This is a genomic window from Nonomuraea sp. NPDC049480 (assembly GCF_044465905.1).
Lineage (GTDB): Bacteria > Actinomycetota > Actinomycetes > Streptosporangiales > Streptosporangiaceae > Nonomuraea.
In genome coordinates, this window is sequence record NZ_JBITMD010000036.1 from 36,762 (window position 1) to 63,081 (window position 26,320).

Below are 26,320 nucleotides of genomic sequence, written 5' to 3' on the forward strand. Positions count from 1 at the left end.
GATGTCACCCCTCGTGATCATCCTCTTGCTGCTGGCCGGGCTGTCCGAGGCCGTCGGACGGCTCCTGCCCCTGATCGCCCGCCGTCCCCGCACGTCGCGGCCCCAACTGATCCCGCTTCTGCTGATCGGCGCCGTCGTCGAGGGCGCGGTGTTCGCGCTGTGGCCGCTGACCGCATGGACGCTCGCCGAGCTGACGTTGTCCGCGCCCCTGTCCGGCGTCGCCTCGTTCACCTGGACACCCGATCGGGTCGTTCCGCTGCTGCTCGCCGCCATCCTCGCGTTCCCGCTGCTCGGGCCGCTGCTGCACCTGCTGCTGCTCGTGGCGGTAGGGGCCGGCCTGGTGGCCCCCCTCGCCGCGGCGACCGGGCTGGGCTGGTGGGCCGCCGCCGGCTGTGTGGCCGTCGCCGGATTCGGGCTCGGTGCCGCCGTCGAGGTGGTCCGTCGCCTGGTGGTGAAGATCAGTGCCATCACCGGGATGAGGGAGGCGGCCACATGACCGAATTCCCGCTCCTGGTCCTGGTGCTCGGTCCGATCCTGCTCGCCGAGGCACTGCTCGCCCGGTACGAAGTGCTGGCGTACGCCGCCGGCTGGCGGGCTCCCACCACCGAGCTCCCGCAGGGCATGCCCTATGCCCGGGGCGCGGATCCGGCCCGCCCACCGGACGCGTACCTGGTCTATCTGGACGGCATCGGCAAACGTCGCGCCCGCGACACCCGTGACGGGGGCAAGCTGGTCGAGGCCTTGATCGCCGGGGCGCCGGAGCTGCGGGTGCTGGGTCAGGTGCAGCCCTACTCCCCGCTCGCCGCCCCGCTGGTCAACCGGCCTGTGTGGGAGTGGCTCCGCCACCGCGTCGGGCTGCTGCTGTTCCTGCACAACGTCGTGCAGATCTTCGTCGCCGCCGACCACCGTTACCGTCCGCTGTACAACCGCGCCGTGGGCACCCAGATCGCCGACCAGCTGCGCCGGGCCGGTTACCGGCCCGGCAGCGGCATCCCCGTGGTGCTGCTCAGCTACAGCGGTGGCGCCCAGGTCGCCATTGGCGCGGTCGCGGAGCTGCACGCCCGGTTGCGTGCTCCGCTGCTGTTGATCACTATCGGCGGGTTCCACAACGGCGCCAACGATCTCACCCACGCTGACCACCTGTACCAGCTCACCAGTGACCACGACTGGATCGAGCGGGTCTGCACCTGGATCTTCCCGCAACGCTGGCGGCTGTTCCGCCGCAGTGCCTGGAACAGGACCCGCCGCGACGGAAGAATCACCACACGACGGCTCGACCCGGCCACCCACGTCGGGCGCAACAGCTACATCAGCCCGGAGGCGCGACTGCCCGACGGCCGCAGCCATCTTGACCGCACCACCGACATCGTGATCGCCCTCGTCCGCGCCCACCGCGGAGCCCGGAAGCCGTCTCCCTGACGGCGGCTCGGCTTATGCGCCGTGGACGCCCTGACGGCGGTCGCGGGCGCGGAGCAGAGCCTTCACGAGTTCGCCGAGCCACAGCACGACCGAGCCGACGGCCAGGCAGGCCAGCCACTGTCCGGAGGTGAGATCGGTGGTGGTGAAGAAGCCGTGCAGGGCGTCCACTTCGACGATGAGCAGCAGCAGGGCGACGACCGCCAGGGTGGCGAGCAGCGGGCCGGCGTTGTGCAGGGTCTCGCGGTGGAACAGGCTGCGGGTGGGGTGGCGGACGGTGAGCAGGTTGAACGCCTGGAAGAAGACGAAGGTGACCAGCGCCATCGTGCCCGCGACGCCGGCCTGGCCCGCGGCAGGGGCGGGCCCCGGCGCCCAGGCGAGGACGGCGGTGGTGCCGGTCGCCATGATGGCGCTGGTCAGCAGGATGCGGATGAGGCGCTCGCGCGTGAGGATGGCTTCGCGTGCGGGGCGAGGTGGCCGGCTCATCGCGTCCGGGCTCACCGGGTCGACGCCGAGCGACATCGCGGGCGGGCCGTCCATGATGAGGTTGACGAAGAGGATCTGCAGGGCGGTGAACGGGGCGCCGTCGGCGAGGCCGGTCAGCGAGGTGATCAGGAACGTCAGGACGAAGCCGAGCGCGGTGGAGAGCTGGAAGCGGGTGAACTTGACGATGTTTTCGTAGATGCCGCGTCCTTCGCGTACGGCGCTCACGATGGTGGCGAAGTTGTCGTCGGTGAGGACCATGGTCGCCGCTTCCTTGGTCACCTCTGTCCCGGTCAGGCCCATGGCGACGCCGATGTCCGCCTGGCGGAGCGCGGGGGCGTCGTTGACGCCGTCGCCGGTCATCGCGACCACGTCGCCGCGGGCCTGCAGGGCGCCGACGATGCGGAGCTTGTGCTCGGGTGAGACCCGGGCGATGACGCCGATGTCGTCCAGACGGCGGGCCAGTTCGGTGTCGTCGGGGATCTGGTCGAGTTCGGCGCCGGTGACGGCCTGGCCGGGGATGTCGAGGTCGCGGGCGATGGCCGCGGCCGTGACCAGGTGATCACCCGTGATCATGCGGACCCGGATGCCCGCGTCGTGGCATTGCGCGATGGCCTGCCGCGCCTCCGGGCGGGGCGGGTCGACGATGCCGACCAAGGCGATCAGGACGATCCGGTCCAGCAGCCGCGTCGCGTCGTCGCCGGTGTCGAAGCCGTCGGCGGGGAAGTCCTGGCGGGCCACGGCCAGTACCCGGAGGCCGCGTCCGGCCAGGGCCGCGTTGGCCTCGTCGTGGCGTCGCCGGGCCTCCGCGTCGAACGCGGCGATCCCGTCCGGGCCCAGGTAACGGGTGGCCCGTGCGGCCAGGACGTCCGGCGCGCCCTTGACGAAGCAGCGTACGACGGGCCGCTCGTCGTCGCCCGTCCAGTGGTGGAAGGTGGCCATGAACTTGTGGTCGGCGTCGAACGGGATCTCCGCCAGGCGCGGGTGCTGCCGACGCAGTGCCTCGACGTCGATGCCGCCCTTCTCTGCGAGCACGACCAGGGCGGCTTCGGTGGGGTCGCCGACCACCTCTTCCTCGTCGCGGACCACGGCGTCGCTGCACAGCGCCATCGCGGTCAACGCCTGGTCCAGGGTGTCGGGTGGCGGGAGTCCGTCGGTGGAGCGGATCCGCCCGTCAGTGGCGTAGCCGCGGCCGGAGACGGTGAAGCGCCGCTGCTCCAGGACGAGCTCCCGGGCGGTCATCTGGTTGAGGGTCAGCGTGCCGGTCTTGTCGGTACAGATCTGGGAGGTGCTGCCGAGCGTCTCCACCGAGGACAGCCGCTTGACGATGGCGCCGCGGCGGGCGAGCCGGTCGGTGCCCATGGCCATGGTGAAGGCCACCACCGCCGGTAACCCTTCGGGGATGGCGGCCACGGCCAGCGAGACCGCGGTGATGAACAGCACGCCGAACTCTTGCCCGCGCGCCAGTCCGAGCACGGCCACGATGACCACCAGGACGGCGCAGATGAGGGCCAGGGTCCGGCCGAGCGCGCTGATCTGCCGTTGCAGCGGGGTCGGGGCGGGCTTGGCCGTGGCGAGCAGGCCGGCGATCCGGCCGGTCTCGGTCGCCATACCGGTGGCGGTGACCAGCATCTCGCCCCGGCCCCGGGCGACCGAGGTGTTCATGAACAACGCGTTGGTACGGTCGGCCGGCGGCGCGTCCTCCTCGACGCGGTCGGCGGCGGACTTGGCGACCGGCTGTGCCTCTCCGGTCAGCGCCGCCTCCCGCACCTCCAGCGAGGCCGAGGACAACAGCCGCCCGTCCGCCGGCACCAGGTCGCCGGCCTCGACGATCACCACGTCACCGGGAACCAGGTTCTCGGCATGCAGCCGGGCGAGCCGGCCGTCGCGCCGCACGGTCGCGGTGGTGGAGGCCATCGTCCGCAGGGCCTCCAGCGCGGCTTCGGCGCGGGACTCCTGTACGAAGCCGATGGTGGCGTTCAGCAGCACGACCACGGCGATGGCGAGCGGGGTCTCCCACTCCCGGGAGATCAGCAGGCTGACCACGGCGGCGGCGAGCAAGATCAGGATCATCAGGTCCTGAAACTGGCGCAGGAAAGCCCGCCAGCGCGGTTCGCGGACCGCCTCCCGCAGGTGATTCGGGCCATAGCGTTCGAGTCGTCGCGTCGCCTCGCTGGTCGACAGGCCCTGTTCCGGGGCAGCGTGGAGCATGACGGCGACATCGTGGGCCGGCAGCGCGTGCCACGGCGTTCGATCCGGTTCGATCATGTGGTCGTCCTCCGGTGGCCGCGTGGCCGTCTCCCCAGCCGGCGGTGTGGCCTCATGGTTTCGCAGTGGATCGCGGCCTCGGTCCAGCGGTTGGGGACTCGGCGTCCTTACCGAAGAGAGCTTCTTGAGGAGGGGGATGCGAAGGGTCCGCTCACCCTCCTAGGACCGGACGACCGGCGGGGTTGTGACAGTCTCCATGGCTTCGGTGTGAGGATCAGCGTGTCGTGGCGACTGACCGGAGGCGCGCCGGGGTCTCCGACCTTCGCAGTCCGGTCGCCTCATTTCCTGAATGAGCACCGACGGCCTTCGCGGCGCCCGACGGTCTCGCCGGGCTTCCAGCTCCTCCGGGCCGACCACGGTCAGCATCGGCTGTCCGGGCGCGCGGAACATCGTCACCACGAACGCCGATTCCTCCTCGGCGAGATGGTTGCCGTCCTGGTAGTGGATCACGTCCCCGCCGGTCCGGAGTGCCGGTGCGGCGGCGCGCCGGGGCTGTTCGGCGGCAATGTGACCAGGGGCGTCATCGCCTCGGTACGTGACAATGCCGCCGCGGGGTGACGCGGCGCAGGTCCGGACGATCCCCGGCGCTGAGCTGTCACAAACCGGGCGGCTGTCCTGTCTCACAGGAGGACGGTCTCACGGAGCGACAGGAGCGAGGTCTTGCCACCAGCCAGTATCAGGATTCGGATCCGGATGAGGGCGCGTCCCATAGACGAGCCGAATCGCGTCTCCAGCCAGCTGGAGCTGCTGTTCGACCTCACCTTCGTGGTCGCGGTCGCGGCCGTCACCGCCCAGCTCGCCCACCAGATCATCCAGGGGCACGCGCTCGATGGGATCGTCCCGTTCTTGCAGGTCTTCTTCGCGATCTGGTGGGCGTGGATGAACTTCACCTGGTTCGCCTCGTCCTACGACACCGACGACGTCGGCTATCGGGTGCTGACCATGGTGCAGATGGCCGGCGTGCTGGTTCTGGCCGCCGGGGTACCGGCCGCGGCCGAGCACGCCGACTTCGGTTTCGTGACGCTGGGCTACGTCATCATGCGGATCGGCCTGGTCGTCCTATGGCTGCGGGCCGGTCTGGAGGACCCGGCGCGCCGTCGCACCGCGCTGCGCTACGCGGTCGGGATCTCCGTCGTCACGGTGGGCTGGCTGTATCACTCGGTGCTCGCGCCCGTGAGCGCCGAGTTGCCGCTCTTCGTTCTCCTGGCGCTCTTGGAGCTCGCGGTGCCGCTGTGGGCGGAGCGGGCCGAGCCCACCACCTGGCACCCGCACCACATCGCCGAGCGTTATGGCCTGTTCACGATCATCCTGCTCGGCGAGAGCGTGCTCGCCGTGTCCAGAGGTGTCGCGGCAGCGCTGAAAACAAGCGAGATCAGCAGTCCCTTCGTCGTGATCGCTGTGTCCGGGCTCGTGGTGCTGTTCAGCCTGTGGTGGCTGTATTTCCTGGTGGAGGCCGGTGAAGGGCTCAGTGGTCGCCGCGATCGTTCATATCTGTGGGGGTACGGCCACTATGGCATCTTCGCGGCGCTGGCCGCTCTCGGTGCCGGTCTTGAGGTCGCGGTCGAGCAGAGCGGGCACGGAAGCATCGCCGGACCGTTCACTGTCGGCTACGCGGTCGCGATCCCGGTCGGCGTGTTTCTCATGCTGCTCTGGATGGTGCACGCGCTGGTCGTGGCGGAGTCTGTGATCCATCCCGTCCTGTTGTCGCTCTGCGCGGTCGTCGTCGGGGTGCTGCCGCTGGCTGTGCCCTGGATCGGTGTGCACGGTGTGGTCGCGGCGATCGCGGTGAGCTGCGTGTTGCTGGTCGCCGTCACGATCGCCGTGAACCACGTGCGCGTGCCGGCGCCGGATTTCGGGACCGTCCGTGGTCGGCGCCGGTGAGGGCCGTTCAGGAGACACCGGAGTGATCCGCCGGGCACGGGTACCGATGTCGACGTCGGCTACGACCTACGCGCGGGCGGCCGGCCTCGTGCGGATCTCGTCCGAGCTCGGCGCCGCCCCCATCCGATCCAGGTGGCGACGAGCGGTCTCATTCCCGGCGAACGCGTCGTGCGCGGCAGCTTGACCGGCTCGGCGATCGAGAACGAGGACGACCTGCGGGTCGCGCTCGACCGCGACACCCGTTCCCACAACGAGATGTTCCCGCTGAGCCGTGCGCCTACGGCGTACCAGCACATGCTCTCCGGCGACGCCGGCCTTCCGCGTCGTCCTCGACCCGACGAGATGAGGCAGTCATGTCCGATCAGCCGCTAGACGGAGTCGTCGCGCTCGTGACCGGCGCCAGCAGCGGAATCGGCGCCGCGACGGCGCGCCGGCTGGCCCGCGAGGGCGCCGCGGTCGCTCTGGTAGCCCGTCGCCGCGACCGCCTGGACCAGATCGCGAGCGACATCGCGAAGGTCGGCGGACATGCGGTCGCGGTTGAGGCCGACATCACCGAGCCGGAACGCGCCGAGGACGCGGTACAGGACACGCTGGACCGGCTCGGGCGGCTGGACATCCTGGTCAACAACGCAGGGATCATGCTGCTCAATACGGCACTGCACACCACCATCGAGGAGTGGGATCGGATGGTCTCGCTCAACGTGGCGGCGCTGCTGCACGTCACACACGCCGCCATCCCGCACCTGATCTACGCGGCGTCGACCTCCCCGCGGCAGGTGGCGGATCTGGTGAACGTCAGCGCGACGGCCGGCCGGGTCGTCCGTCCCGGGAGCAGTGTCTATGGCCTGACCAAGTCCGGTCTGAACGCGTTCGCCGAGTCGCTTCGCCAGGAATTGGTCAGCGAGCGCGTCCGGGTCAGCGTGGTGGAACCCGGCACCGTGGACACCGAGCTGGTGAACCACCTCAGCGAGATCACTCGGGACGCGGCCCGCCGGCAGGTCAGCGGAATTGAAGCGCTGCGGCCGGAGGATGTCGCGGACGCGATCGCCTACATCGTCACGCGAGAGCGGCGGGTCGCTGTCAACGAGATGCTGGTTCGCGCCGGCGATCAAACGTGGTAGTCGCGTCTGCTCGAACGCGAGCTCATGCCTGAGTACCGCCGCGAGGCCGACTACAGCGCCGTGCCCCGCGTCGTCTTCACCGACCCGCATGCCGCATCGGTCGGCACGACCGAGGCACGCTTCAGCGCCACCGTCCCGGTCTCCGAGGCGGCCAAGACCGCCACGTACACCCGCGCCTACGCCGAATCCAACGGCTTCCTCACGTTGCTCAGCGACGGGCACGTGCTGACCGGCGACAGCGGCACGGCATGCGACCGGAGCATGCTCGTCAAGCGGTGTCACGGATCCGGTGGCCGCATGGTCCAAGTGTGCGAACCGATCCCGATCTGTGGTGAAAGAGGTGGATCATGAGCATTTCCTGCTGGCGAAGACCAGCCTCATGGGCACACGTTGGTGGCCGAGGCCGGGCCGCCCAGGACGCGTCGGCTCCGGCCCCGATCGCCGGCACCCCCTGGGGGAGTGCGTGATGAGTCATGGCATCAGAGCGCCGCAACAGGCGGGCAGCGGTGCACAGCCTCCTGACCCGCCTCGTCCGGTCCCGGCCGGTGGGCCGGAACCTGGTGCGCCGGCCGAGACCGAGCCGGGTGCGCGCCGCTTCGGGCTGGGTACGGCGTCGGCGCTGGTGGTCGGCTCGGTCATCGGCACCGGGGTGTTCGGTCTGCCCTCTGCCTTGGCGCTGTTCGGACCGATCTCGCTGGTGGCGTTCGTGCTCGTCACGATCGGTGCGGTCGCGCTGGCGCTGACGTTCCGCGGTCTCGCGGTGCGGCTGCCCGGTGCGGGTGGCCCCTACGTCTACGCCCGTGAGGCGTTCGGTGAGTTCGCCGGGTTCCTCATCGCCTGGAGCTACTGGATCACCGCGTGGGCGGGGAACGCGGCGATCGTCGTGGCGTGGGTCGGCTATGTCGAGGTGTTCTGGAACACCGAGCACGAGGTCGGGTGGTCGATCGTCATCGCGCTGACCGGGCTGTTCGTGCCGGCGCTGGTCAACCTGATGGGACTGCGCAGCTTCGCCGCGTTCCAGGTCGTCACGACGGTGCTGAAGTTCATCCCGCTGCTGTTCATGGCCACCATCGGCCTGCTGTTCATCAACACGGCGAACTTCGGCGACTTCAACGCGAGCGGGACCTCCTGGCTCGGCGCGATCAGCGCGGCCGGCGCCATCGCCCTGTTCAGCTACCTGGGCATCGAGACCGCCTCGGTCGCCGCAGCCCGGGTCCGAGACCCGAGGCGGAACGTCGGCCGGGCCACCGTGCTGGGCACCCTGGCCTGCGCCGCGGTCTACCTCCTCGGCACCGTCGCCGTCTTCGGCACCGTGGCGCACGACGACCTCGTCGCCTCCACCGCGCCCTTCTCCGACGCGGCCAACGCCATCTTCGGCGGTGAGTGGGCGGGGGCCACGGTCGCCGCCGCGGCCATCGTGTCCGGCTTCGGGGCGCTGGTCGGCTGGACCCTGATCGTGGCTGAGATGCCGCGGGCCGCGGCGCGGGACGGGTTGTTCCCGGCTCGCTTCGCCCGGCAGAACCGTTCCGGGGTTCCGGCGTTCGGGATCGTCACCTCCACGCTGCTGGCCGCGGGGCTCACCGTCGTCAGCTACACCAGCTTCGAGCAGGTGTTCATCACCGTCGTGCTCTTGTCGGTGCTCACTTCGGTCGTCCCGTTCCTGCTGTCGGCCGCGGCCCAGCTGTACTGGCTGCGCACCGACGGCAGGCGGCTGCGGGTCAGGCATCTGGGTCGCGACGTCGCCGTCTCGGCACTCGCGCTGGCGTTCGGCTTCTGGGCCCTGGCCGGGAGCGGCTACGCGGCCGTCTACTACGGGACGTTCTGTCTGCTGCTCGGCGTGCCCGTGTACGTGTGGGTCAAAGCCCGCCGCGGTGTCTACGGCGAGACTCCGGCGGTGGCGCGATGACCACGGAGCAGGTCGCGTTGCGGGTCGGCATCCATTCCGAGATCGGCCGGCTGCGCGAGGTCATCGTGCACCGGCCCGGTCTCGAGCTGGATCGGCTGACCCCGGACAACGCCGGAGCGCTGCTGTTCGACGACGTGCTCTGGGCAGATCGTGCCCGCCGCGAGCACGACGAGTTCGTCGAGCTGATGAGAGGCCACGGCGTGCGAGTGCACCTGTTCGGTGAACTGCTGGCACAGGCGCTCGCGACGGACGCCGGTCGAAGCTTCGCCGTGGAACGTGTGTGCACCGATCAGCGGTTCGGACCGGCGCTGGCCCGAGAGCTGCGGGCGCTGTTCCTGGACACCGACCCGGTCTTGCTGGCCGACCACCTGATCGGCGGGGTGGTGAAGTCGGAGATCAGCCTGTCCGGCAGGGCCGGCGTCGCGTGGCAGAGCCTCGGCACCGACGACTTCGTGCTCCCTCCGCTGCCCAACACGTTGTTCCAACGCGACAACGCGGCGTGGATCGGACGGGGTGTGGCGGTCAATCCGATGGCCAAGCCGGCCCGCAGCCAGGAGTCGATCAACACTCGCACCGTCTATCGGCACCATCCGTTGTTCGCCGGCGCCGACTTCGTGAGCGTCTACGGCGACGACGACCTCGATCACGGCCGGGCCACGTTGGAGGGTGGCGACATCCACGTCATCGCCGACGGCGTCGTCATGGTCGGGATGGGCGAGCGCACCACGCCGATGGGCATGGAGATGCTCGCCCGGCGGCTGTTCTCGCTTGGGCTGGCCCGCCGCGTGCTGGCCGTCGAGCTGCCCAAGGCGCGCTCGACGATGCACCTGGACACCGTGCTCACGATGGTCGACGTCGCCACCTTCGTGGCCTACCCCTACTTCGACCAGGCCGCGGCCCGAGTCTGGCTGCTCACCCCCGACGGGAACGTCCAGCACCGGACAGGGCTGGCCGGCGGCCTGCGCGAGGCGATCGAGGACGACAGCGTCCGCGTCCTCACCGCCGTGGGAGACCGGCGCGAGGCCGAGCGGGAGCAGTGGAACGACGCCGACAACTTCCTGGCGATCTCTCCAGGAGTGGTACTCGGCTACGAACGCAACACCGCCACCAACGCCATGCTGCGCGAGCACGGCCTTGAGGTCATTCCGCTGGCCGGCAGCGAACTCGGCCGCGGACGCGGCGGCGCCCGGTGCATGACCTGCCCCATCCTGCGTGACCCCCCCTCTCTGGGAAGGAGTCGTCATGACCCGCTCGTTGCTCACCGTGACTGACCTGGGCCGCGAGGGTTTCCTCGAACTGCTCGGCCGCGCAGCGGCGCTCAAGGAGGCCAGGAAGGCCGGCCGCGAACGACCCGCACTGGCCGGCCGCAACATCGCCCTGGTATTCGAGAAGAACTCCACCCGCACCCGGTGCGCGTTCGAGGTGGCCGCCTACGACCAGGGCGCCCACGTCACCTACCTCGGACCGTCGGGATCGCATCTGGGCCGGGAGGAAAGCGTCGCGGACACCGCGCGGGTGCTGGGTGCCCTGTTCGACGGGATCGAGTTCCGCGGGTTCGCCCAGGAGACCGTCGAGGAGCTGGCCAGGCACGCCGGAGTGCCGGTCTGGAACGGGCTCACCGATGAGTGGCACCCGACTCAGATGCTCGCCGACGTCCTGACGATGCGCGAACACCAGCCCGGCGAGGTCGAGGCGATCAGCTACTGCTTCGCCGGCGACGGTCGCGGCAACATCGCCCGGTCGCTGCTCGTCACCGGGGCCATGCTCGGCATGGACGTACGCATCGCCGCGCCCCGCGAGCTGAGCCCTCCAGAGACGCTCGTGAAGGAGGCCGAGCGCCTGGCGCTGGCCAGCGGCGCCCGGATATCGGTCACCGACGACCTGGCGAGGGCGCTCGACGGCGCGGCCTTCGTCTACACCGACGTGTGGGTCAGCATGGGCGAGGCCGACTCCGAGTGGGACCGGCGCGTCCCGCTTCTCACCCCCTACCGGGTCACGGCGGAGGTGATGGCCGCCACGGGCCGTCCCGACACGCGGTTCCTGCATTGCCTCCCGGCCGTGCACGACACCACTACCGAGCTCGGCCGGCGGATCCACCAGCGCTACGGACTCGCCGGGGCCGAGGTCACCGACGAGGTGTTCGAATCAGCCGCCTCCGTCGTCTTCCAGCAGGCGGAGAACCGGCTGCACACGATCAAAGCCCTGCTCGTCGCGGCGCTGGGGGAGTGACATGCTGCTCGTCGTCGCGTTGGGCGGCAACGCCCTGCTCGAGCGAGGCGAACGCCCGGATGCGGGGGTGCAGCGGCAGCATGTGCGCTCCGCCGCCCGGGCGCTGGCCCCGCTCGCGACCGAGCACACGCTGGTGCTCTGTCACGGCAACGGGCCGCAGATCGGGATGCTGGCCGTCGAGAGCGAGAACGACCCGGCGCTGACCCACCCGTTCCCGCTCGACACGCTCGGCGCCCAGACCCAGGGCATGATCGGATACTGGCTGGCACAGGAACTGGGCAACGCGGGCATGGCCCGGCCGGCCGTCACGATAGTCACGCAGACCGAGGTCGACGCGGACGATCCAGCATTCCGCTCTCCCACGAAGTTCGTCGGTCAGAGTTACCCGGAGCCGGTGGCCCGCAGGTTCGCGCTGCAGCACGGGTGGACCGTCGCCAGGGACGGTGGCGCCTGGCGACGGGTCGTCGCGTCGCCGCAGCCCCGCCGGATCATCGAACTACCCACCATCCGGCAACTGGTGGCCGGCGGCACGACCGTGATCTGCGGCGGCGGGGGCGGAGTGCCGGTCCTCACCCGGGACGGCGGGCGATTGGAGGGCGCTCAGGCCGTCGTCGACAAGGACCTCACGGCGGCGTTGCTGGCGATCGAACTGGGAGCCGACCGTCTCGTGGTGCTCACCGACGTCGACGCCGTACGGCGTGACTTCGGCACTCCCCAGGAGCAACCGCTGCCCGCAGCGGACGTCGACGAGTTACGCGCCATGCGGTTTCCGGCCGGGTCGATGGCGCCGAAGATCGACGCTTGTATCCAGTTCGTCACCGCGACCGGACGGCCGGCCGCGATCGGAGCGCTGCGGGAGGCGTCCGCAGTGTTCGCCGGCACGGCGGGAACCACTATCACGGCGCAGGCCGATCCAGCAGGCGTGCCGAGGAGGACAGGATGATCATGTTCGACACCTTCACCGCATCGGGAGCTTCTTCATTGATCAAGCCTTCGTGATCACTACCCTGGCACCCCACGATCGTGGGGCCAGGGACGGACCAGGGTCTCCCCGGGCGCGATGGAGGGGTCCCAGCAGCGACCGTGAACGCAGTGGCACCACCGGAGATGCTGTGTGAGGGGCGCGGAGACGGTGAGCATCAACCTGTCGCAGTCTTACAGAGACGACACCGGGCAGACCAGCGACGCGGGCTCCACGGTTCCGGCCGGGCAGGCTGATGCCGGCAGGAATCCTAGGTCGCGGCTGCACGGCCGGCAGTTTGAGTGCACGACGCTGGACCAGCTCGTGGCGACGGTGCAGGCCGGCCACAACTCGGTGCTGGTCCTGCGCGGTGAGGCCGGCATCGGCAAGACGGCGCTGCTGGGCGTCGACCTGGCCGCCGCGGCCCCGGCCGCAGCGGAGGGACTCATCACCATCGGCACCCGGCTGCGGTCAGATCGTGTTCGCCTCCACCAGCGCCAGTGCCGCCCTGCCGCTGCTGCTCAAGGCCGCCAGCCGGCTGAAGCCGCTGGACGCCGGATTGGCCCGCGAGGCCTACCATGACGCGCTGCTCGCGGCCATCATGGCCGGCCGGCTGCCGAACGGCCCTCACCTGGCGGACATCGCCAGGGCGACGCTCGCCGCACCACCGGGGCCGCCACCGAAGCGCAATGATCTGTTCCTGAACGGCGTGGCCGTGGTGGCCACTGAGGGCTGCCCGTCGGGCGTGCCGATGGTGCTGCGGTCCCTGGAGTCCTTCCGTGACGACGAGATCTCCAGGGAGGAGGGCCTGGGCTGGCTCTCGTTCGCGTGCCGCGTCGCTCATAACGTCTGGGACTTCGACAGATGGTCGGTGCTCTCGGCGCGATTGGTCGACCTGGCCCGCCAGACGGAGGCTCTGCCGGTGCTGCCGTCGGCTCTCCATAGGCTCGTGTGCAATCGCGCACTCGCCGGCGAGCTCGCCGGCGCCGAGGCGGTGACGATCGATGAGGTGACAGGCAGCCGGTTCTTCGCCCAGTACGCGGCCTTGGCGCTCGAGCCGTGGCGGGGGGCTGTGAGCACACGGCGGAGCTCGGAGGAGCGTTCATCAGGTCCTTGAAACGGTGCCGCTACCGCCGGACAAGCATCAGGGCACCGAGCCGTGATGGCTCGGTGCCCTGGCCGGATCCTGCTAGTGAAGGCTCGCTCTCGCGGCCTGCTTGATCACGTGTGTGATGGTCCTGGGGTCAGTCATGAGGCCGAGGTGGCCGGCGTCGTATTCGATGATGGTGGAGTGGGCTCGCTCGGCCATGGTGCGTTGGGCGCTGCGGGGGATGATCCGGTCTTTGGTGCCGATGAGGTTCCAGGATGGGATCGTTTGCCAGGCGGGGGTTCCTGAGGGCTCGTTGAGTGCTCCGAGTGTGGCCGGTCGCTGGGTGGCGGCCACGATGGCTTTGTCGTCGGTGCTCAGGCCGTTCGCGAACGACGTCATGATGGTCGGCGTTTTGAGGTACAGGTCGGTGTCGGCGGTGGGCGGGAGGGTGGGGGGAACGAGGTCGAACACGGTGGTGGGGTCGGGGACCGACAGGGCGGAGTCCGGTCCCGCGAGTGAGGTCGCCGATTCGCCGGCGTCGGGTGCGAAGGCGTTGATGTAGACGAGTGCCTTGATGGTGGGGTTTCCGGTCGCCGCGTTGGTGATCACGGCTCCTCCGTAGGAGTGGCCGACGAGGACGATCGGTCCTGTGAGTGTTTTCAGGAAGGCTTGCACGGACGCGGCGTCGCCCGAGAGTGAGCGCAGCGGGTTGGCGATCGCCCTGACGGTGTATCCGTCGTTCTGGAGCCTGGGGATGACTCGATTCCAGCTCGAGGCGTCGGCCCAGGCTCCGTGCACGAGCACGATGGTGGGCTTCGCCGTGTGCGACCGGCTGCCCTGGGCGGCGGCGCTCTGCGCGGGGTTGAGGCTCGCCAGGATGAGAGCGACCACAGCGAGAGCGGGCACCAGGGTCAAGGAGCGTCTCTTGGCGCGGAGGATTACGCGAGTGGGGGGACTGGTCATGGTTTTGTCCTGTTCCGTATGGGATGGGCGGCTCCGGCGGCCGGCAAGCCCGAGATGGTTCGTGCCGAGGACACATCAGTCAGCGTGTCAGCCGGAGTCGGAGTCGAGCGCGTGAAGTCGACTCGTGTGTAAGACCGGACACCAGCCCCGCCGTGTGACGCCCACCGCGTCGACGGAGGCACTTTGACCGTGTCACGGAGGTCAGGCCGGCGGCGCGGGCACGATGGCGCTCGTCATCATCGGCTTTCACGTCTTCAACCTGTTCACCGTCCGTCACCCCACCCGCGGCCTGTTCCACCGAGAGCCCTGCCGGAAGTGTCACGCCATGGGTGACCACCCGGTCTTTAGCTGCGGAACGTATCCGATTCGGTGCGGTGGCGAGAGAGGCGGACCATGCGGATGACACATCGCCGGAGATCGGCTTCTCCGGTTTCCCCGGCCCACGGCGGGTGGTCGGGGCGGCGGGAGGCGGCGGGCCATGACGGGCCATGAGGGGACCCGCGCACCGTCGCCGATCCGGCCGGACGAGGGCCTCGAACCGGTGGGCTTGCGCGCCCTGCCCCGTCCCGTGGCCGCGGTGGTCGGGGGCGGGGGAGTGCTCGGGGCCGCGCACGTCGGCGTGGGGTATGCGTTGGAGCAGCGCGGATTCATCCCTGATCTGATCGTCGGAACTTCGGTGGGCGCTCTCAACGGGGCGATCATGGCCGCCCACCCCGGCCGGGCCGCAGCCTGGTTGGATCACGTGTGGACCCGGCTGCGTCGCCGTGAGGTGTTCCCGCTCGGCTTCCTGTCCTCGCGGTCCAGCATCTTCGCCGACAGCGGCCTGCGCCGGCTGATCGCGCAGGCGGGGTTACCGGCCCGGATCGAAGAGCTCGAGATCCCCTTCACCGCGGTGGCGACGGATCTGGCCACCGGCGCTCAGGCGCTGCTCGACCACGGAGATCTCGAGTCCGCGCTGCTGGCCAGCGCGGCCATCCCGGGAGTCCTGCCTCCGGTGGATCGGGAAGGCCGCAGGCTCGTGGACGGCGGGGTGATCGCCTATGTTCCGGTTCGAGCGGCCCACCAGGCAGGGGCGGCCAGCGTCGTGGTGCTGTCGGTCGGGCCAGAAAGCTCGCGGCCGCGCCCGGCCGACCCTCCCCGGTGGGCTGGCGCGGTCGCCGCCCGGGCCGGGATGTTGCTCACGCGCCAGCAGATCGAACGCGATCTGCACGAGGTGTCTCGGCAGATTCCGACCGTCGTGGTGCCGACCGGCATCGAGATCTGGCCTGCCCCATGGGACTTCCGGCACTCTCAGCGGCTGATCGTCACCGCTGCCCATGCGGCGGGCCGCTTTCTCGACGGGTTGCGCGTCAACGGGCCCGGCTTGTACCGGGCCGATGATCCTGCCGCGACATCCGCCGGCCGGAGCAAGGCGCGGCGCGCTACCGGGGCGGGGGCCGGCCAGTGAGCGCCGTCGCGTTCCTCAACATCCCGATGCGCGGGAACGTCACCTCCCGAGGCTGACCGGCCGCCGGCCGATCCGCCGATGCCGGTCACGATACGGGTGATCTGGTGCGGTCGATGGCCGTCTTCTCGGCCTGGCGCGGCGATTTCGCGGAGGCCACGTCGCTGAGGGAAAGGCGATCGCTGCGGCGACAGGGACCCGCCACGCCCCCACCGGAGCCGTGATGCTCGCCGGATTCCGAGGGGCGGAAGCCGAGGCCATCCCGCTGATCGAGGGCGTGATCGCGGATGCCCGAGCTACCGGTCATGGGGTAGGAGTGCGATTTCCGCAGTGGGTGGCCGCCATCCTCTACAACGGGCTCGGCAGTTACGAGAAAGCCCTCGCCGAGGCGCAAGCCGCTCAGGAGGCGCCCCTGCATATCTCCACGTGGGCGCTTCCCGAGCTGATCGAGGCGGCCAGCAGAACCGGGCAGACCGAGCTGGCCGCGGAGGCGTTCCGCCGGCTGGCCGAGACGACCGGCATCGCCCCGACCGACTGGGGCAGGGGATCTATGCGCGTTCACGAGCGCTGCTCAGCGATGGCGAGGACGCCGAGCGCTGGTATCGCGAGGCGGTCAACCGGCTGAGCCGCACCGGTTTTCAGCCCGAACTCGCCCGCGCGCATCTGCTCTACGGTGAGTGGCTGCGCCGCGAACACCGACGGACCGATGCGTGAGCGCAGTCGCGCACCGCGCGCGACATCTTCGCCGCAATCGGGATGCAGGCGTTCGCCGGGCGCGCCAGCCGCGAACTGCAGATTACCGGCGAAACCGCACGTAGGTGGATCGCCATCACCTCTCGCCACCAACTCCTGGAGGCTCTGCCCGGCAGCGGCGGCGACCACGCCGCGGTCACCCCGGCCAGCAGGACGGCGGCGACGTCGCGCGTTCCAGCCCGCCCCGCATCGGTCGCGGTCAGGCCGTGGCCAGCCGTTGGCGGGAGCGTATGCGGCGGCGCTCCTCCGGGGTGGTGCCACCCCACACGCCGTCCGGTTCGCCGGTGCTCAGGGCCCAGTCGAGGCAGGCCGCCTGCACGGGGCAGGCGTGGCAGATGCGCCGCGCCCGCTCTTCGGGATGACCGGGATGTCCGTCCCACGTGATCGGGAAGAACAGGCTGGGGTCCGTGTCCTGGCAGGCGGCGCGGGCGGCCCAGTCTCGAGGGGATCGGGCGTCCCGGTGCTGGTGAATCTGCTGGGTGGTCATGATTTTCACCTTGTGAACGATGGGGTGATTCTGTTGGCTGGGACGGCGGCGAGGGCCTGCACGACCGTGTCGTACATCGGGCAGGAGGTCTTGCACCCGGACCAGCCGCCGGCGTCGGTCGATCACCTCGACCCGGTTCAGCGCGGACAGGCCGACGACCACGCCGCCATCGTTGGCGGCGTGCCCGGACAGGCCATGCCCTCCGCTGCGCGCGGTCACGGGCCGGTCCCGATCGCGGGCGAAGCGCAGCGCGGCGACCACCTCGGCGGTGCTCTCGGGAAGCAGGATGAGCGCGGGTTCGGCCACCCTCATGTGCGTGGAGCGCAGCAGGAATACCGAGGATCCTCGGGAGTGACGATCTTGCCTTCCAGTTCGGGCGGGGCGGTGGACAGGTTCGGCATCACGGCCGCCCCCGCATCTGGTCCCGGCCGGTGGCGGGCCGGAACGGGGCGCCGTTCTCCAGCTCCGTGATCGCGGCCAAAATGCCGCGCATCCCCACCTGCGCGCGCTCAGTCTCGATGGGATCGAGCAGCCACTCGCCGACAGGCAGGTCTGGGGGGTTCTGCGAGTGGCTCACCTCGGCCATGGTCAGCTCGACCGCGACCACGGCCTTGAGCTCGTGCAGAAAGTTGCTCTCACCGATGGGACGACTCATCTTTCCTCCGAAGGGGTTCGCCCGACCAGGCGAATGAACGTGCGAGGGGCCGGCAGGTGAGTCAGGCGCCGGATGGGGCCCAATCGGCGCGGCCCGCCGGGGATCACGCACGGGGTATCACTTCTGAACGTGGTCGACGGCGTCGAGGATGGCGGCGGCCACGGCGTCGGGCTGGGAGACGATAACCGCGTGCGAGGCGCCGGGAATTTCGCGGGTGCTGCGGGAGCCGGCGCGTTCGGCCATGAAGCGCAGGGCCGCGGCCGGGATGTTGAGGTCGCGCTCGCCGTGAACGAACCAGGACGGGATGGTGCGCCAGGCGGGTTCGTGCGCGGTCAGGGGTCGGTCAGCGCCCGTTCGGTCACCGGCCGCTGGGTTTGCCCGGCACCGCCGGCCACCCGGTCGACCCTTGTACGCAACTACTTGCCGTTCGTGTCGAGCCAGTCCCGGTGGCGATTCTGCCCAGGGGGGCGCCGTCGTTCACCGGCACCAGCGACCGCTCGCTCAGTTCGCGCTGAAGTAGCGTGCGTGCGGGACGGCGGCCCTTTCGAACGACGGCGAGTCCGACACGTCGACGACCACCTGCGCACCCGCCAGCACCTCGGCCAGCCCCTCGCCGGTCAGTGTGTCGACGCCGGTGTCCGGTGCCGCCGCCACCGCCTCATGGCCGTGCTCGCCCAGCTTGGCCACCAGCTTCGACCCGATCAGACCGGTCCCGCCAACCACTACGATCTTCATACCGATTCTTCTCCCTGTCCGCCGGCGGCATCCGTTGCCAACCGGGTCACCAGCTGAGACCGGGCAGCCTCCGGGCCTGTGACAGTCACTACTCGGCGAGCTTTCCGGCGGTCGAGACCTCGCGCATGAGCGCCGCGATCTCGGCCGGAATCGGCGGGATGGCCTCTCCTTCCACGGATCCGGAACCGGACCACACCTGGAAGCCGGCGAGGTCCGGGTGCACGCCTACGTCGTCGATGCGCGCCTCCACCGCGGTGAGTTCGGCGAGGCCTTTCAGCAGGCCGCTCTCGTCATGCACCACCCCGGCATGCTCCGTCATGATGTCGCGCAGGGCTCGCTGCAGTGCCCGCACGTTCTCGGGGCCGTCGGCGGCGAGGAGTCCGTCCACCTCCGCCCGTGCCGCGCCGAGCGCCTCGCGTACAGGCCGTCGACCCCCGTGCCGTGGTCCTCCGGCCGCACCCACACCCCGCCCATCGAGTAGTGCGCGGTCGGCGCGATCTCGATCGGCGCCTTGGTGATGTCGAGCATCTGCAGTTCCAGGAGGGTCTGGTAGACGCGAGGCGGCCGCGGCCAGCGCGACACGGTCGCGCGTGGACAACTCCATCCGCTCCTGGTCGTACCGGGACATGAACCGTTCGCCGAGCTGGTTGCGCAGGATTCCGCCCTCGCCCCGTGCCGCTTCGGACACGAGGGTGACGGGCCGGCTAGCTGGCCCGGCAGCCGGAGTGCTCCTGGATCAAAGCGGGTTCGAGCTGACTGCGCGAAGTGATGTCCAGCTTGGCGAAAATCTTGCTCAGGTGGTACTCGACCGTGCGCGGGCTCACGAACAACTGGCTGCCGATCTCGGAGTTGGTGAGCCCCTTGGCGGCGAGCCGCGCGATCTGCCCTTCGCGCGGGGTGAGATCGGCACCCGCCGGTGCGCCACGCTGCGCGCTCTCCCCTGTGGCCCGCAGTTCCCGCGCCGTACGCTCGGCGAAGGCCGTCATCCCCATCGTCGAGAAGAGCCGGTACGCGGTACGGAGCTGCTGGCGCGCTTCGAGCCCGCGCTGTTGTCCGCGCAGCCATTCACCGTAGAGGAGATGGGCTCGGGCCAGGTCGGGACGCAGCCGCGTACGCCCCAGCCGCTCGATCGCCTCCCGATACAGCTCCTCGGCCGCACCCTCGTCGCTGACCAGTGCCCGCGCCCGTGCCACGACCCCGGCGGCCCAGTCGCCCCGCCCTGCCTGGGCACTACGCGCGAGCTGCTCGACGGCTCGGCGGGCGAGTTCGTGCTCGCCGCTGCGGACGGCGGCCTCCACCAGCTCGGCGGGAGCCCACTGGCTCGGGGCACCCGGTGCGGGCGGATCTGCGCAGGCCCGCTCGGCCGCGTCGAGTGCCAGGTCAAAGCGACCCAGACCGTTGTACAGCATGGCGCTGGCCCAGTCGGCGACCGTCAGCCCGGCTCCCTCTCCGCGGGCGGCGGCCTCGTCCGCGATCGTCCGGATCAGCGCTTCGGCCTCGGCTTCGTGCCCGCGCCACGCGGCCAGCGCGAGCGCGCCGATATCGGTGACGCGCAATCCGGTCGCCGCGGTGATCGCCTGCACTTCGGCGCCCAGCGACTCCGCCTTCGCGAGCTCGCCCTCGAAGAGGTGCACGGTGATTCGCGAGCTGAGGGCCAGCGGCAGTTCCGCGAGCGCGCCGATGTCACGCGCCAGGGAGAGATGGCGGTCGGCCAAAGCACGGCAGGCATCGTCGTCCCACAGCGCCACGGCGCCGGTGAACGCCAGCCAGAGCCGCCGGAGCTCCTCTCTGGTGGAGACCGCGTGATCGACGAAGGCGGTCACGGCGCGGCGCAGCTCCGGCGCCGCAGGGTCTGGGCCGGCGGTGAAGAGCAACGCCAGTCCGTCGAGGAGGAAATCCTGCGGACGGGCGGGTTCCGGTGCGGCGGGTGCGGCTTTTACGGCTGCCGCGGCGGCACACAGGTTTGCGTCGCCGACCGCCATCCGACCGGCGAAGATCGCCGCGGCCAGAAATTCCAGGTAGGTGTCGCGAGCCAGTGCCGGGTCCAGCGGCTCGAGCTGCCGCGCGGCGTCGAGCAGCATCCGAGGAGAGGCGTCCCCGCGGTTGGCGGTGAAGGCGATCTCGGCCTGCAGCAGGGTCGCCCGAGCACGCTGCCTTTCGTCGAGCGGCCCCGCGAGCGCCATCCCGACGAGCCCCGACGCGGCGTCCGGCGCGCCGGCCTCGTGCTTGGCCCGGGCGGCGGCCAGGGCGCGTTCCGCACGGCGGGCCGGTTCGGGGGTCAGCTCGGTGGCCCGCTGGAGGAACGCGGCCACCGCGGCCAGGCCGCCTCGCGCCTGCGCGCGCATGGCTGAGCGCTCCAGATCGGCGGCGATCTGCTCGTCGGCCTCGGCCGCGGCGTGCGCGCGGTGCCAGGCTCGGCGGTCGGGCGCGACATCGGCGTCTGTCGCCTCGGCCAGCGCGTGATGCGCCCGCCTGCGTTCGGCCTTTCCCGCGGCCCGGTACACCGCCGTACGCACCAGCGGGTGGCTGAAGCGTACGCGGGTGACGAACTCGCACAGGTCTGCTGCCACTGCGGGGGCCGCCGCGACAGCGCCGATTCCGAGCCGCGCCGCCGCCCGCCACACCAGGACCAGGTCACCGAGCGGGTCGGCGGCGGCGATCAGCAGCAGCAGGCGCGTGTCCGGAGGCAGCGGCTCCAGGCGCCGCAGGAAGCCGTCCTCGATCAACGTCGGCGGCGCCTGGACGTCCGGCAGGCCGAAGCCGCCCGCGAGCTCGGCGGGCGCCATTCCGTCCAGCAGTTCCAGCAGCGCCAGCGGATTGCCGTGCGCTTCGGCGACGATCCGCTCCTGTACCGGCCGGTCCAAGGGGCTGGGCAGCACCGAGCGGATCAACGCCAGCGCCTCCTCGTCTCGCAGACCTCCGACCACCAGCTCCGGCAGGCCGGACAGGTGGCGTGCCTCATCGCCTCGGACCGCGAACACGCACGCCGCCTTGGTGGTGAGCCGGCGCGCGACGAACGCGAGCACCTGTGCCGAGGCGTTGTCGAGCCACTGCGCGTCTTCGATCACGCACATCAGCGGTTGTTCGTCAGCCGCGTTCGCGAGCATGGTCAGGACGGCGAGGCTCACCAGGAACCGGTCGGGCGGCGGCCCGGAGCGCAGGCCGAACGCGATGCCCAGCGCGTCGCGCTGCGGCTCTGGCAGCCGGTGGAGCCCCTCCATCAGCGGCGCGCAAAGCTGATGCATCGCCGCGTACGGCAGCTCCATCTCATACCGGACGCCCGCCGCTCGCAGCACACGAATGCCGCCGGCCTGCGCGATCAGGTATTCGAGCAGGGCCGACTTGCCCACGCCCGGCTCCCCGCGCAGCACCAGCGATCGGCTCTCGCCCGAGCGGACCGCCACCACCAGCTGGTCCAGCGTGTCACACACGGCACGCCGGGAGTTCAACACGGGGACGAGCCTGCGGTGGACAGGACGCGGGTCCCGGGAACGTCGTGCGTGGGACAAGGCCACATCGCGTAAGCCGGTCAACGTGGTCCCCTTTCTGCGGGATCTGCGGCAATGAGTGCTTCGAGTGGCAGCAGCGCCGAGCCGGTGGCCACGGCGTCGCCCCCGAACTTGGCGACCAGCAGCTGGAACTGGTCCCCTGGCCTGGACAGGCTGTACTTCTTGACGGCGGCGGTGATGCGCTCGCCCAGTGACTCCATGAGCCGCAGGCCGACCCAGCCGCCGATGACGATGCGTTCGGGGTTGGTCAGGTTGACCATGCCGCCCAGCGCGACCCCCAAGCAGTCGATGATCTCGTCGACGATCGTGCTCGCGGCGGGGTCGCCCTGGTGCGCCGCGGCGATGAGCGCGCCGATGGCGCGCCAGCCGGTGCCCTCGAACACCCCTCCGGTGTCCTTCCAGGCTGACAAGATCGCGTCGGAGCCGATGTAGGCCTCGACACACCCCCGGTTGCCGCACCGGCAGAGGCGGCCACCGCGCTCGATCACCATGTGCCCCCACTCCCCGGCGCTGGAGCGTGAGCCGTAGGCCACCTGGCCGGCGCTGACGATGCCGAGCCCGACGCCTCTGCCGAGGAGGGCGACCAGGGCGTGGTCCGCGCCGCGGGCGCTGCCGAACCACATCTCAGCCCTGGCCTGCATCTTCGCGCCGTTCTCGGCGAGGACGGGGACACCCCCGAGATCGCACAGGGAGCGAACGGGGACGGGCGGCCATCCGAGGCTCTGGGCGTAGAGCATCTGGCTCCCGTCCGGGGCGGTCTCGACCACGCCAGGCAGGCCGAGGCCGACACCGAGCAGGGTCGGCCACCGCTCGGCGTTGCGGCCGCGCAGTGCCCGCAGCGCCTCATGGATGTCGTCACCTATCTGTTCCGGGCTCTCCTCTTTGGCGCCGCCGCGGAACTCGCGGTCGATCCGGTGCATCGCCAGGTCGAACAGCTCCACCGCGACGCCGCGCTCACCGATGTCGGCCCCAATGGTGATCGCGCTCTCGGCGCGAGGACCGATGAGCGTGATCGGGCGGCCTCCGTGCGAGGACACCGATCCGCGCTCCTCGACGAGTCCCGCGGCGATCAGCTCGGCGACGAGATTGCCGGCCGAGGCGGTGGACAGGCCGCTGTCCCGTGCGATGGTGGCCCGCGTGGTCTCCTGGGCGAGGATCACCTGCTTGAGCGCCAGTGCCCGATTCCGCTGCCGCAGGGTGGTGACCGTCGACACCTCTGGAAGCGAGAGCTTGGGCCTTCCGCTTCCGGGTTCGCCGCTCATGATTCCTGCTTCGATTCTGTGACGGTCACGTTGAGTGCGCGCAGCCGCGCGGTCCTGGTCGCACGGGCCACCAGCCGGTCCTGTCGCCAGGAGATCTCGAACGCGTCCGGCTCGTCGGCGTCCGCCTGCCACCCGCAGGGTCGGATGTCGAGAGGGAAGTGCAGCTCCTCCCCGGTGTGGACGGTCATGGGCATCAGCTCCGCCTCCGCGTACGGCCGGCCTGAGGAGCGGTGCCAGATGCCATTGCCGCCGAAGCCGGCGAACCGGTCCCGGAACAGCGGGGACTCGTCGATGAAGCCCCACGCGGGGATCCGCAGCGGGGCGCGCCCGAACACGGCGTTGACGACCTCCGGGCGTCGCCCGCAGGCCGGCAGCGTGACGGCGTCGAGGAAGTCCTGCAGGATGGCCCAGGCCCGGTCGGGCTCCATGCTCGCGCGCGGGCCGGCGATCAGCTCCCAGCCGCGCGGCGGCTCGGCGGAGACGGGGGAGGTCAGGGTGTCGAGCTTCTTCCACGGCCAGAAGTTCCAGCCGATTTCGTGCTGCTCGTACAGACGGTGGGCGGTGTAGATCCACTCCGGCGTGTTCTCGCCGCCTTCGCCCATGTAGATGGGCAGTCCGAGGCGGTCGCGTACGTCGAGGTACTCCTGGATGCTGGAGCGGTCGGGCGGGCACCAGTACCGGTGGAACTGCAGCGCGGAGTTGGGGTCGAGCACCTCGGTGAAGATGGACCAGTTCGTCGCCCAGTGCGAGCCCTCGTAGATGATCAGGTGGTTCGGGTCGATCGCACGGATCGCGGCGGTCAGGTCGCGGTAGAGGGCGACGAGTTCGGCCTGGTAGATGTGCTGCCACTCGTTCGGCAGCGGCTCGTTCAGCAGGTCGTAGCCGAGCACGACCGGGTTGTCCCGGTAGCGGCGGGCGATCTCCTCCCACAGGTGGATGGTCAGCCGCCGGTAACGCTCGTCCATGAACAGTTCGGGCTTGCCGTTGGGGGAGTCGTCGATGTTGGTGCCCGTCTGCCCGCCCGGCGCGCCGTGCAGGTCGAGCAGCACCCACAGGCCGTGGGTCTCGCACCAGCGCAGAAGGTCGTCGATGTGGGCGAACCCGCCGAGGAAGGCGCCGTCGTCGTTCACGAGGCCGCGGGAGTTGAGCGGCAGCCTGACGTGGTCGAAGCCCAAGCCGGCGATGGCGGCGATGTCCTGCTCCGTGATGTACGTGCCCCGGAACCGGGCCCAGAACTCGGCGGCTCTGTCGGGGCCGACAAGGGATTGCACCCGTCGCTCGATCTGGCGGGCCGAACTCAATTCGTCACCGAACTTCCACATGTAGCCCTCGGCGAGCAGCCAGTTGCCGAGCCCTACGCCACGCAGCAGCAGTGGGGCGCCGGAGCCGTCGACCAACCGGGGGCCGTCGGCGCGGACGAAGCCGGTGAAGCGATGTGTCATGAACATCCTTGCTTTCGTGTTATTTGAGGCCGGACAGGGTGAATCCCCGCACGATGTGGCGCTGGCAGATGATGAAGACGATCAGGACGGGCACGACCATGAGGGTCGAGCCGGCCATCTGGAGCGACGGGTTGGTCGCGATCTGCCGGTTCAGCAGCGCCAACCCGACCGACAGGGTGTAGAGCCGTTCGTCGCCCGCGATGAGGAGCGGCCACAGGAGGCTGTTCCAGGCGCCGATGAAGGTCAGGATGATCTGGACGGCCATGATCGGCCTGGACAGCGGCAGGACGATCCGCCAGAAGATCCGTGCCTCGCCGGCCCCGTCGATGCGCGCGGCCTCGATCATCTCGGTCGGAACGGTGGACATGAACTGCCGGAACAGGAAGACGCCGAACCCCGACACCAGCCCGGGCAGCGCGATGCCGATCAGGGTGTCGGTCAGTCGCATGCCGTTGAGGATGAGATAGGTGGGAATCATGGTCACCTGAACCGGGACCATCATCGTGGCCAGCACCAGGAAGAACAGCACGCCACGGCCACGGAAGCGGAATTTGGCGAACCCGTAACCGGCCATCGCCATCAGCGGCACCCCCGCCATGCTGGTCAGCACGACCGCGATCGTGTTGACCAGGTAGCGGCCGAAGTCCAGCTCGCCGAACAACCGCGCGAAGCTCTCGAACGTCGGCTCCTGCGGCAGCGGCAGGGGCGGGTGAGCGACCGACTCAGAGCGCGGCTTCACCGAGCCGGAGACCATCCAGAGGAACGGGAACGCGGTCAGCAGCGCCCCAGCGCCGAGGACGGCGCCGATGACCGCGGTCAGACCGCGCGCGCTAGCGAGCCGCATCGAACCTCCGCGCGCGCACCTGCAGGAGGGTCACCCCGGCGATGATCAGGAAGAGCACCAGGGTCCCGGCCCCGGCGTAGCCGAACTGGCCGGCGGAGAACCCCTCCTGGTACAGGAACAGGGACATGCTGGTCGACTCGCCGAGCGGCCCGCCCTTGGTGAGGACGAACGGCTCGTCGAAGAACTGCAGCCAGCCGATGACCGTGGTGACGGCGACGAAGAGGAACGCGAACCGCAGCAGCGGGATCACGATCGAGACGATCTTGCGTGCTCCCGAGGCGCCGTCGATATCCGCGGCCTCCAGGTACTCCTGGGGGATGGCCTTCAACGCGGCGAGGAAAATGATGATGTTCAATCCCGTGCCGCGCCAGACGGCGACGAACGCGACGGAGAACTTCACCAGCACCGGGTCGCTGAGCCACTGCGCCGGCGGCAGCCCGGCGAACGACAGCAGATGGTTGAGCAGGCCGAACTGCGTGTTGTAGATGTAGCCCCACACGAGCGATACCGCGACGATCGCGGTGACGGCCGGGACGAAGTAGAACGCCCGCAGCGCGCGGAAGAAACGGTTCTCGCTGCGGTGCAGCAGCAGCGCGACGGCGAACGAGATGACGATCACGGCAGGGACGCCGAGCAGCGCGAAGATCCCCGTGTTGGTGAGCGCCTGCCAGAAGCCGGGGTCGGCGAACAGCCTGCGGTAGTTGTCCAGGCCGACGAATTCGATCGCGGACCGGTCGACCAGGCCGGACAGGTTCAGGTCGGTGAGGCTGACCGGCACCGCGATCAGGATCGGCAGGACTCCGAAGGCCAGCAGCAGGAGTACGGCCGGGGCGACGAAGGCGTACGGGGCGAGGGCGGGTTTCATGGCGGG

At 70.2% G+C, this 26,320-nt stretch carries 27 protein-coding genes and 1 pseudogene; 14 read left to right on the top strand and 14 right to left on the bottom strand.

Annotated elements, in window-relative coordinates:
• Position 1 precedes the first annotated feature (1 nt).
• Positions 2–496 carry a hypothetical protein gene (locus tag ACIBX3_RS54100; protein WP_397128619.1) on the top strand — a complete coding sequence of 165 codons (495 nt, stop codon included), beginning with the start codon at positions 2–4 and terminating at the stop codon, positions 494–496.
• A complete protein-coding gene (locus ACIBX3_RS54105; protein ID WP_397128620.1) occupies positions 493–1,419 on the top strand; it encodes a hypothetical protein in 927 nt (308 codons plus the stop codon). Before ACIBX3_RS54100 ends, ACIBX3_RS54105 begins: the two co-directional genes overlap by 4 nt.
• A gap of 12 nt (positions 1,420–1,431) precedes the next feature.
• Here the strand turns inward: ACIBX3_RS54105 and ACIBX3_RS54110 are convergent, their stop codons facing one another.
• Complete coding sequence (locus tag ACIBX3_RS54110; RefSeq protein WP_397128621.1) at positions 1,432–4,167, bottom strand: cation-translocating P-type ATPase; 2,736 nt, start codon at positions 4,165–4,167, stop codon at positions 1,432–1,434.
• Between the two features lie 693 nt (positions 4,168–4,860).
• On the opposite strand from ACIBX3_RS54110, the gene ACIBX3_RS54115 reads away from it, so the two are divergent.
• The 10 genes from ACIBX3_RS54115 to ACIBX3_RS54160 all read left to right on the top strand — a co-directional run bounded on the left by ACIBX3_RS54115 (position 4,861) and on the right by ACIBX3_RS54160 (position 13,382).
• Positions 4,861–6,048, top strand: coding sequence for a low temperature requirement protein A (locus ACIBX3_RS54115; protein ID WP_397128622.1), 1,188 nt, complete (start codon positions 4,861–4,863; stop codon positions 6,046–6,048).
• 132 nt (positions 6,049–6,180) lie between these two features.
• A complete protein-coding gene (locus ACIBX3_RS54120; RefSeq protein ID WP_397128623.1) occupies positions 6,181–6,420 on the top strand; it encodes a hypothetical protein in 240 nt (79 codons plus the stop codon).
• Positions 6,402–7,169 (top strand): SDR family NAD(P)-dependent oxidoreductase, encoded by a 768-nt coding sequence (locus ACIBX3_RS54125; protein ID WP_397128624.1) that lies wholly within the window; start codon positions 6,402–6,404, stop codon positions 7,167–7,169. Before ACIBX3_RS54120 ends, ACIBX3_RS54125 begins: the two co-directional genes overlap by 19 nt.
• A 24-nt stretch (positions 7,170–7,193) precedes the next feature.
• A complete protein-coding gene (locus ACIBX3_RS54130; RefSeq protein ID WP_397128625.1) occupies positions 7,194–7,520 on the top strand; it encodes a hypothetical protein in 327 nt (108 codons plus the stop codon).
• Positions 7,521–7,635: 115 nt separating this feature from the next.
• Complete coding sequence (locus ACIBX3_RS54135) at positions 7,636–9,075, top strand: amino acid permease (protein WP_397128627.1); 1,440 nt, start codon at positions 7,636–7,638, stop codon at positions 9,073–9,075.
• Entirely contained in the window at positions 9,072–10,346 is a 1,275-nt protein-coding gene (locus ACIBX3_RS54140; protein ID WP_397128628.1) for an arginine deiminase, read from the top strand. The genes ACIBX3_RS54135 and ACIBX3_RS54140 overlap by 4 nt, the downstream gene beginning before the upstream one ends.
• Entirely contained in the window at positions 10,318–11,304 is a 987-nt protein-coding gene (argF, locus tag ACIBX3_RS54145; RefSeq protein WP_397128629.1) for an ornithine carbamoyltransferase, read from the top strand. The genes ACIBX3_RS54140 and argF overlap by 29 nt, the downstream gene beginning before the upstream one ends.
• Position 11,305: 1 nt before the next feature.
• Positions 11,306–12,247 (top strand): carbamate kinase, encoded by a 942-nt coding sequence (locus ACIBX3_RS54150; protein ID WP_397128630.1) that lies wholly within the window; start codon positions 11,306–11,308, stop codon positions 12,245–12,247.
• Between the two features lie 189 nt (positions 12,248–12,436).
• A complete protein-coding gene (locus tag ACIBX3_RS54155; protein WP_397128631.1) occupies positions 12,437–12,847 on the top strand; it encodes a hypothetical protein in 411 nt (136 codons plus the stop codon).
• Positions 12,744–13,382 carry a hypothetical protein gene (locus tag ACIBX3_RS54160; protein ID WP_397128632.1) on the top strand — a complete coding sequence of 213 codons (639 nt, stop codon included), beginning with the start codon at positions 12,744–12,746 and terminating at the stop codon, positions 13,380–13,382. Before ACIBX3_RS54155 ends, ACIBX3_RS54160 begins: the two co-directional genes overlap by 104 nt.
• Positions 13,383–13,454: 72 nt before the next feature.
• Here ACIBX3_RS54160 and ACIBX3_RS54165 read toward each other — a convergent pair whose 3' ends face one another.
• The gene (locus ACIBX3_RS54165; RefSeq protein WP_397128684.1) at positions 13,455–14,261 is read right to left on the bottom strand and encodes an alpha/beta fold hydrolase; all 807 of its coding nucleotides are present in this window, start codon (positions 14,259–14,261) and stop codon (positions 13,455–13,457) included.
• A 535-nt stretch (positions 14,262–14,796) separates the two neighbouring features.
• Here ACIBX3_RS54165 and ACIBX3_RS54170 point away from each other — a divergent pair.
• Positions 14,797–15,765, top strand: a complete 969-nt coding sequence (locus ACIBX3_RS54170) for a patatin-like phospholipase family protein (protein ID WP_397128633.1) — start codon at positions 14,797–14,799, stop codon at positions 15,763–15,765.
• Positions 15,766–15,985: 220 nt separating this feature from the next.
• Positions 15,986–16,387: a hypothetical protein gene (locus tag ACIBX3_RS54175; protein ID WP_397128634.1), complete on the top strand. Its 402-nt coding sequence runs from the start codon at positions 15,986–15,988 to the stop codon at positions 16,385–16,387.
• A 327-nt stretch (positions 16,388–16,714) separates the two neighbouring features.
• Here the strand turns inward: ACIBX3_RS54175 and ACIBX3_RS54180 are convergent, their stop codons facing one another.
• The 12 genes and pseudogenes from ACIBX3_RS54180 to ACIBX3_RS54235 all read right to left on the bottom strand — a co-directional run bounded on the left by ACIBX3_RS54180 (position 16,715) and on the right by ACIBX3_RS54235 (position 26,314).
• Complete coding sequence (locus ACIBX3_RS54180; protein WP_397128636.1) at positions 16,715–17,314, bottom strand: WhiB family transcriptional regulator; 600 nt, start codon at positions 17,312–17,314, stop codon at positions 16,715–16,717.
• A gap of 88 nt (positions 17,315–17,402) precedes the next feature.
• Positions 17,403–17,657, bottom strand: a complete 255-nt coding sequence (locus ACIBX3_RS54185) for a hypothetical protein (protein WP_397128637.1) — start codon at positions 17,655–17,657, stop codon at positions 17,403–17,405.
• Between the two features lie 117 nt (positions 17,658–17,774).
• A complete protein-coding gene (locus ACIBX3_RS54190) occupies positions 17,775–18,098 on the bottom strand; it encodes an alpha/beta fold hydrolase (protein ID WP_397128685.1) in 324 nt (107 codons plus the stop codon).
• Positions 18,099–18,158: 60 nt separating this feature from the next.
• Complete coding sequence (locus ACIBX3_RS54195) at positions 18,159–18,392, bottom strand: NAD-dependent epimerase/dehydratase family protein (RefSeq protein WP_397128639.1); 234 nt, start codon at positions 18,390–18,392, stop codon at positions 18,159–18,161.
• 88 nt (positions 18,393–18,480) lie between these two features.
• Complete coding sequence (locus ACIBX3_RS54200; RefSeq protein ID WP_397128686.1) at positions 18,481–18,780, bottom strand: hypothetical protein; 300 nt, start codon at positions 18,778–18,780, stop codon at positions 18,481–18,483.
• Positions 18,708–18,974 (bottom strand): hypothetical protein, encoded by a 267-nt coding sequence (locus ACIBX3_RS54205; protein WP_397128691.1) that lies wholly within the window; start codon positions 18,972–18,974, stop codon positions 18,708–18,710. The genes ACIBX3_RS54200 and ACIBX3_RS54205 overlap by 73 nt, the downstream gene beginning before the upstream one ends.
• 40 nt (positions 18,975–19,014) lie before the next feature.
• Positions 19,015–19,080: pseudogene (locus ACIBX3_RS54210) on the bottom strand (hypothetical protein); the annotation flags it as partial.
• Between the two features lie 16 nt (positions 19,081–19,096).
• Positions 19,097–21,844: an AAA family ATPase gene (locus ACIBX3_RS54215; RefSeq protein WP_397128640.1), complete on the bottom strand. Its 2,748-nt coding sequence runs from the start codon at positions 21,842–21,844 to the stop codon at positions 19,097–19,099.
• Between the two features lie 77 nt (positions 21,845–21,921).
• The gene (locus ACIBX3_RS54220) at positions 21,922–23,163 is read right to left on the bottom strand and encodes an ROK family protein (RefSeq protein ID WP_397128641.1); all 1,242 of its coding nucleotides are present in this window, start codon (positions 23,161–23,163) and stop codon (positions 21,922–21,924) included.
• Positions 23,160–24,605: a glycoside hydrolase family 5 protein gene (locus ACIBX3_RS54225; protein WP_397128642.1), complete on the bottom strand. Its 1,446-nt coding sequence runs from the start codon at positions 24,603–24,605 to the stop codon at positions 23,160–23,162. Before ACIBX3_RS54225 ends, ACIBX3_RS54220 begins: the two co-directional genes overlap by 4 nt.
• Positions 24,606–24,624: 19 nt before the next feature.
• Positions 24,625–25,449, bottom strand: coding sequence for a carbohydrate ABC transporter permease (locus ACIBX3_RS54230; protein ID WP_397128643.1), 825 nt, complete (start codon positions 25,447–25,449; stop codon positions 24,625–24,627).
• Positions 25,436–26,314, bottom strand: coding sequence for a carbohydrate ABC transporter permease (locus ACIBX3_RS54235; RefSeq protein ID WP_397128644.1), 879 nt, complete (start codon positions 26,312–26,314; stop codon positions 25,436–25,438). The genes ACIBX3_RS54230 and ACIBX3_RS54235 overlap by 14 nt, the downstream gene beginning before the upstream one ends.
• Positions 26,315–26,320: the final 6 nt, after the last annotated feature.

Bases quoted from the DNA above. Each gene is read 5' to 3' on its own strand.
- ACIBX3_RS54110 (WP_397128621.1), bottom strand. From the start codon at position 4,167: ATGATCGAACCGGATCGAACGCCGTGGCACGCGCTGCCGGCCCACGAT.
- ACIBX3_RS54185 (WP_397128637.1), bottom strand. From the start codon at position 17,657: ATGAGTCGTCCCATCGGTGAGAGCAACTTTCTGCACGAGCTCAAGGCC.
- ACIBX3_RS54100 (WP_397128619.1), top strand. From the start codon at position 2: ATGTCACCCCTCGTGATCATCCTCTTGCTGCTGGCCGGGCTGTCCGAG.
- ACIBX3_RS54150 (WP_397128630.1), top strand. From the start codon at position 11,306: ATGCTGCTCGTCGTCGCGTTGGGCGGCAACGCCCTGCTCGAGCGAGGC.
- ACIBX3_RS54170 (WP_397128633.1), top strand. From the start codon at position 14,797: ATGACGGGCCATGAGGGGACCCGCGCACCGTCGCCGATCCGGCCGGAC.
- argF (WP_397128629.1), top strand. From the start codon at position 10,318: ATGACCCGCTCGTTGCTCACCGTGACTGACCTGGGCCGCGAGGGTTTC.
- ACIBX3_RS54140 (WP_397128628.1), top strand. From the start codon at position 9,072: ATGACCACGGAGCAGGTCGCGTTGCGGGTCGGCATCCATTCCGAGATC.
- ACIBX3_RS54135 (WP_397128627.1), top strand. From the start codon at position 7,636: ATGAGTCATGGCATCAGAGCGCCGCAACAGGCGGGCAGCGGTGCACAG.
- ACIBX3_RS54180 (WP_397128636.1), bottom strand. From the start codon at position 17,314: ATGAGGGTGGCCGAACCCGCGCTCATCCTGCTTCCCGAGAGCACCGCC.
- ACIBX3_RS54235 (WP_397128644.1), bottom strand. From the start codon at position 26,314: ATGAAACCCGCCCTCGCCCCGTACGCCTTCGTCGCCCCGGCCGTACTC.
- ACIBX3_RS54220 (WP_397128641.1), bottom strand. From the start codon at position 23,163: ATGAGCGGCGAACCCGGAAGCGGAAGGCCCAAGCTCTCGCTTCCAGAG.
- ACIBX3_RS54230 (WP_397128643.1), bottom strand. From the start codon at position 25,449: ATGCGGCTCGCTAGCGCGCGCGGTCTGACCGCGGTCATCGGCGCCGTC.
- ACIBX3_RS54195 (WP_397128639.1), bottom strand. From the start codon at position 18,392: ATGAAGATCGTAGTGGTTGGCGGGACCGGTCTGATCGGGTCGAAGCTG.
- ACIBX3_RS54175 (WP_397128634.1), top strand. From the start codon at position 15,986: ATGCTCGCCGGATTCCGAGGGGCGGAAGCCGAGGCCATCCCGCTGATC.
- ACIBX3_RS54225 (WP_397128642.1), bottom strand. From the start codon at position 24,605: ATGACACATCGCTTCACCGGCTTCGTCCGCGCCGACGGCCCCCGGTTG.
- ACIBX3_RS54115 (WP_397128622.1), top strand. From the start codon at position 4,861: ATGAGGGCGCGTCCCATAGACGAGCCGAATCGCGTCTCCAGCCAGCTG.
- ACIBX3_RS54105 (WP_397128620.1), top strand. From the start codon at position 493: ATGACCGAATTCCCGCTCCTGGTCCTGGTGCTCGGTCCGATCCTGCTC.
- ACIBX3_RS54125 (WP_397128624.1), top strand. From the start codon at position 6,402: ATGTCCGATCAGCCGCTAGACGGAGTCGTCGCGCTCGTGACCGGCGCC.
- ACIBX3_RS54130 (WP_397128625.1), top strand. From the start codon at position 7,194: ATGCCTGAGTACCGCCGCGAGGCCGACTACAGCGCCGTGCCCCGCGTC.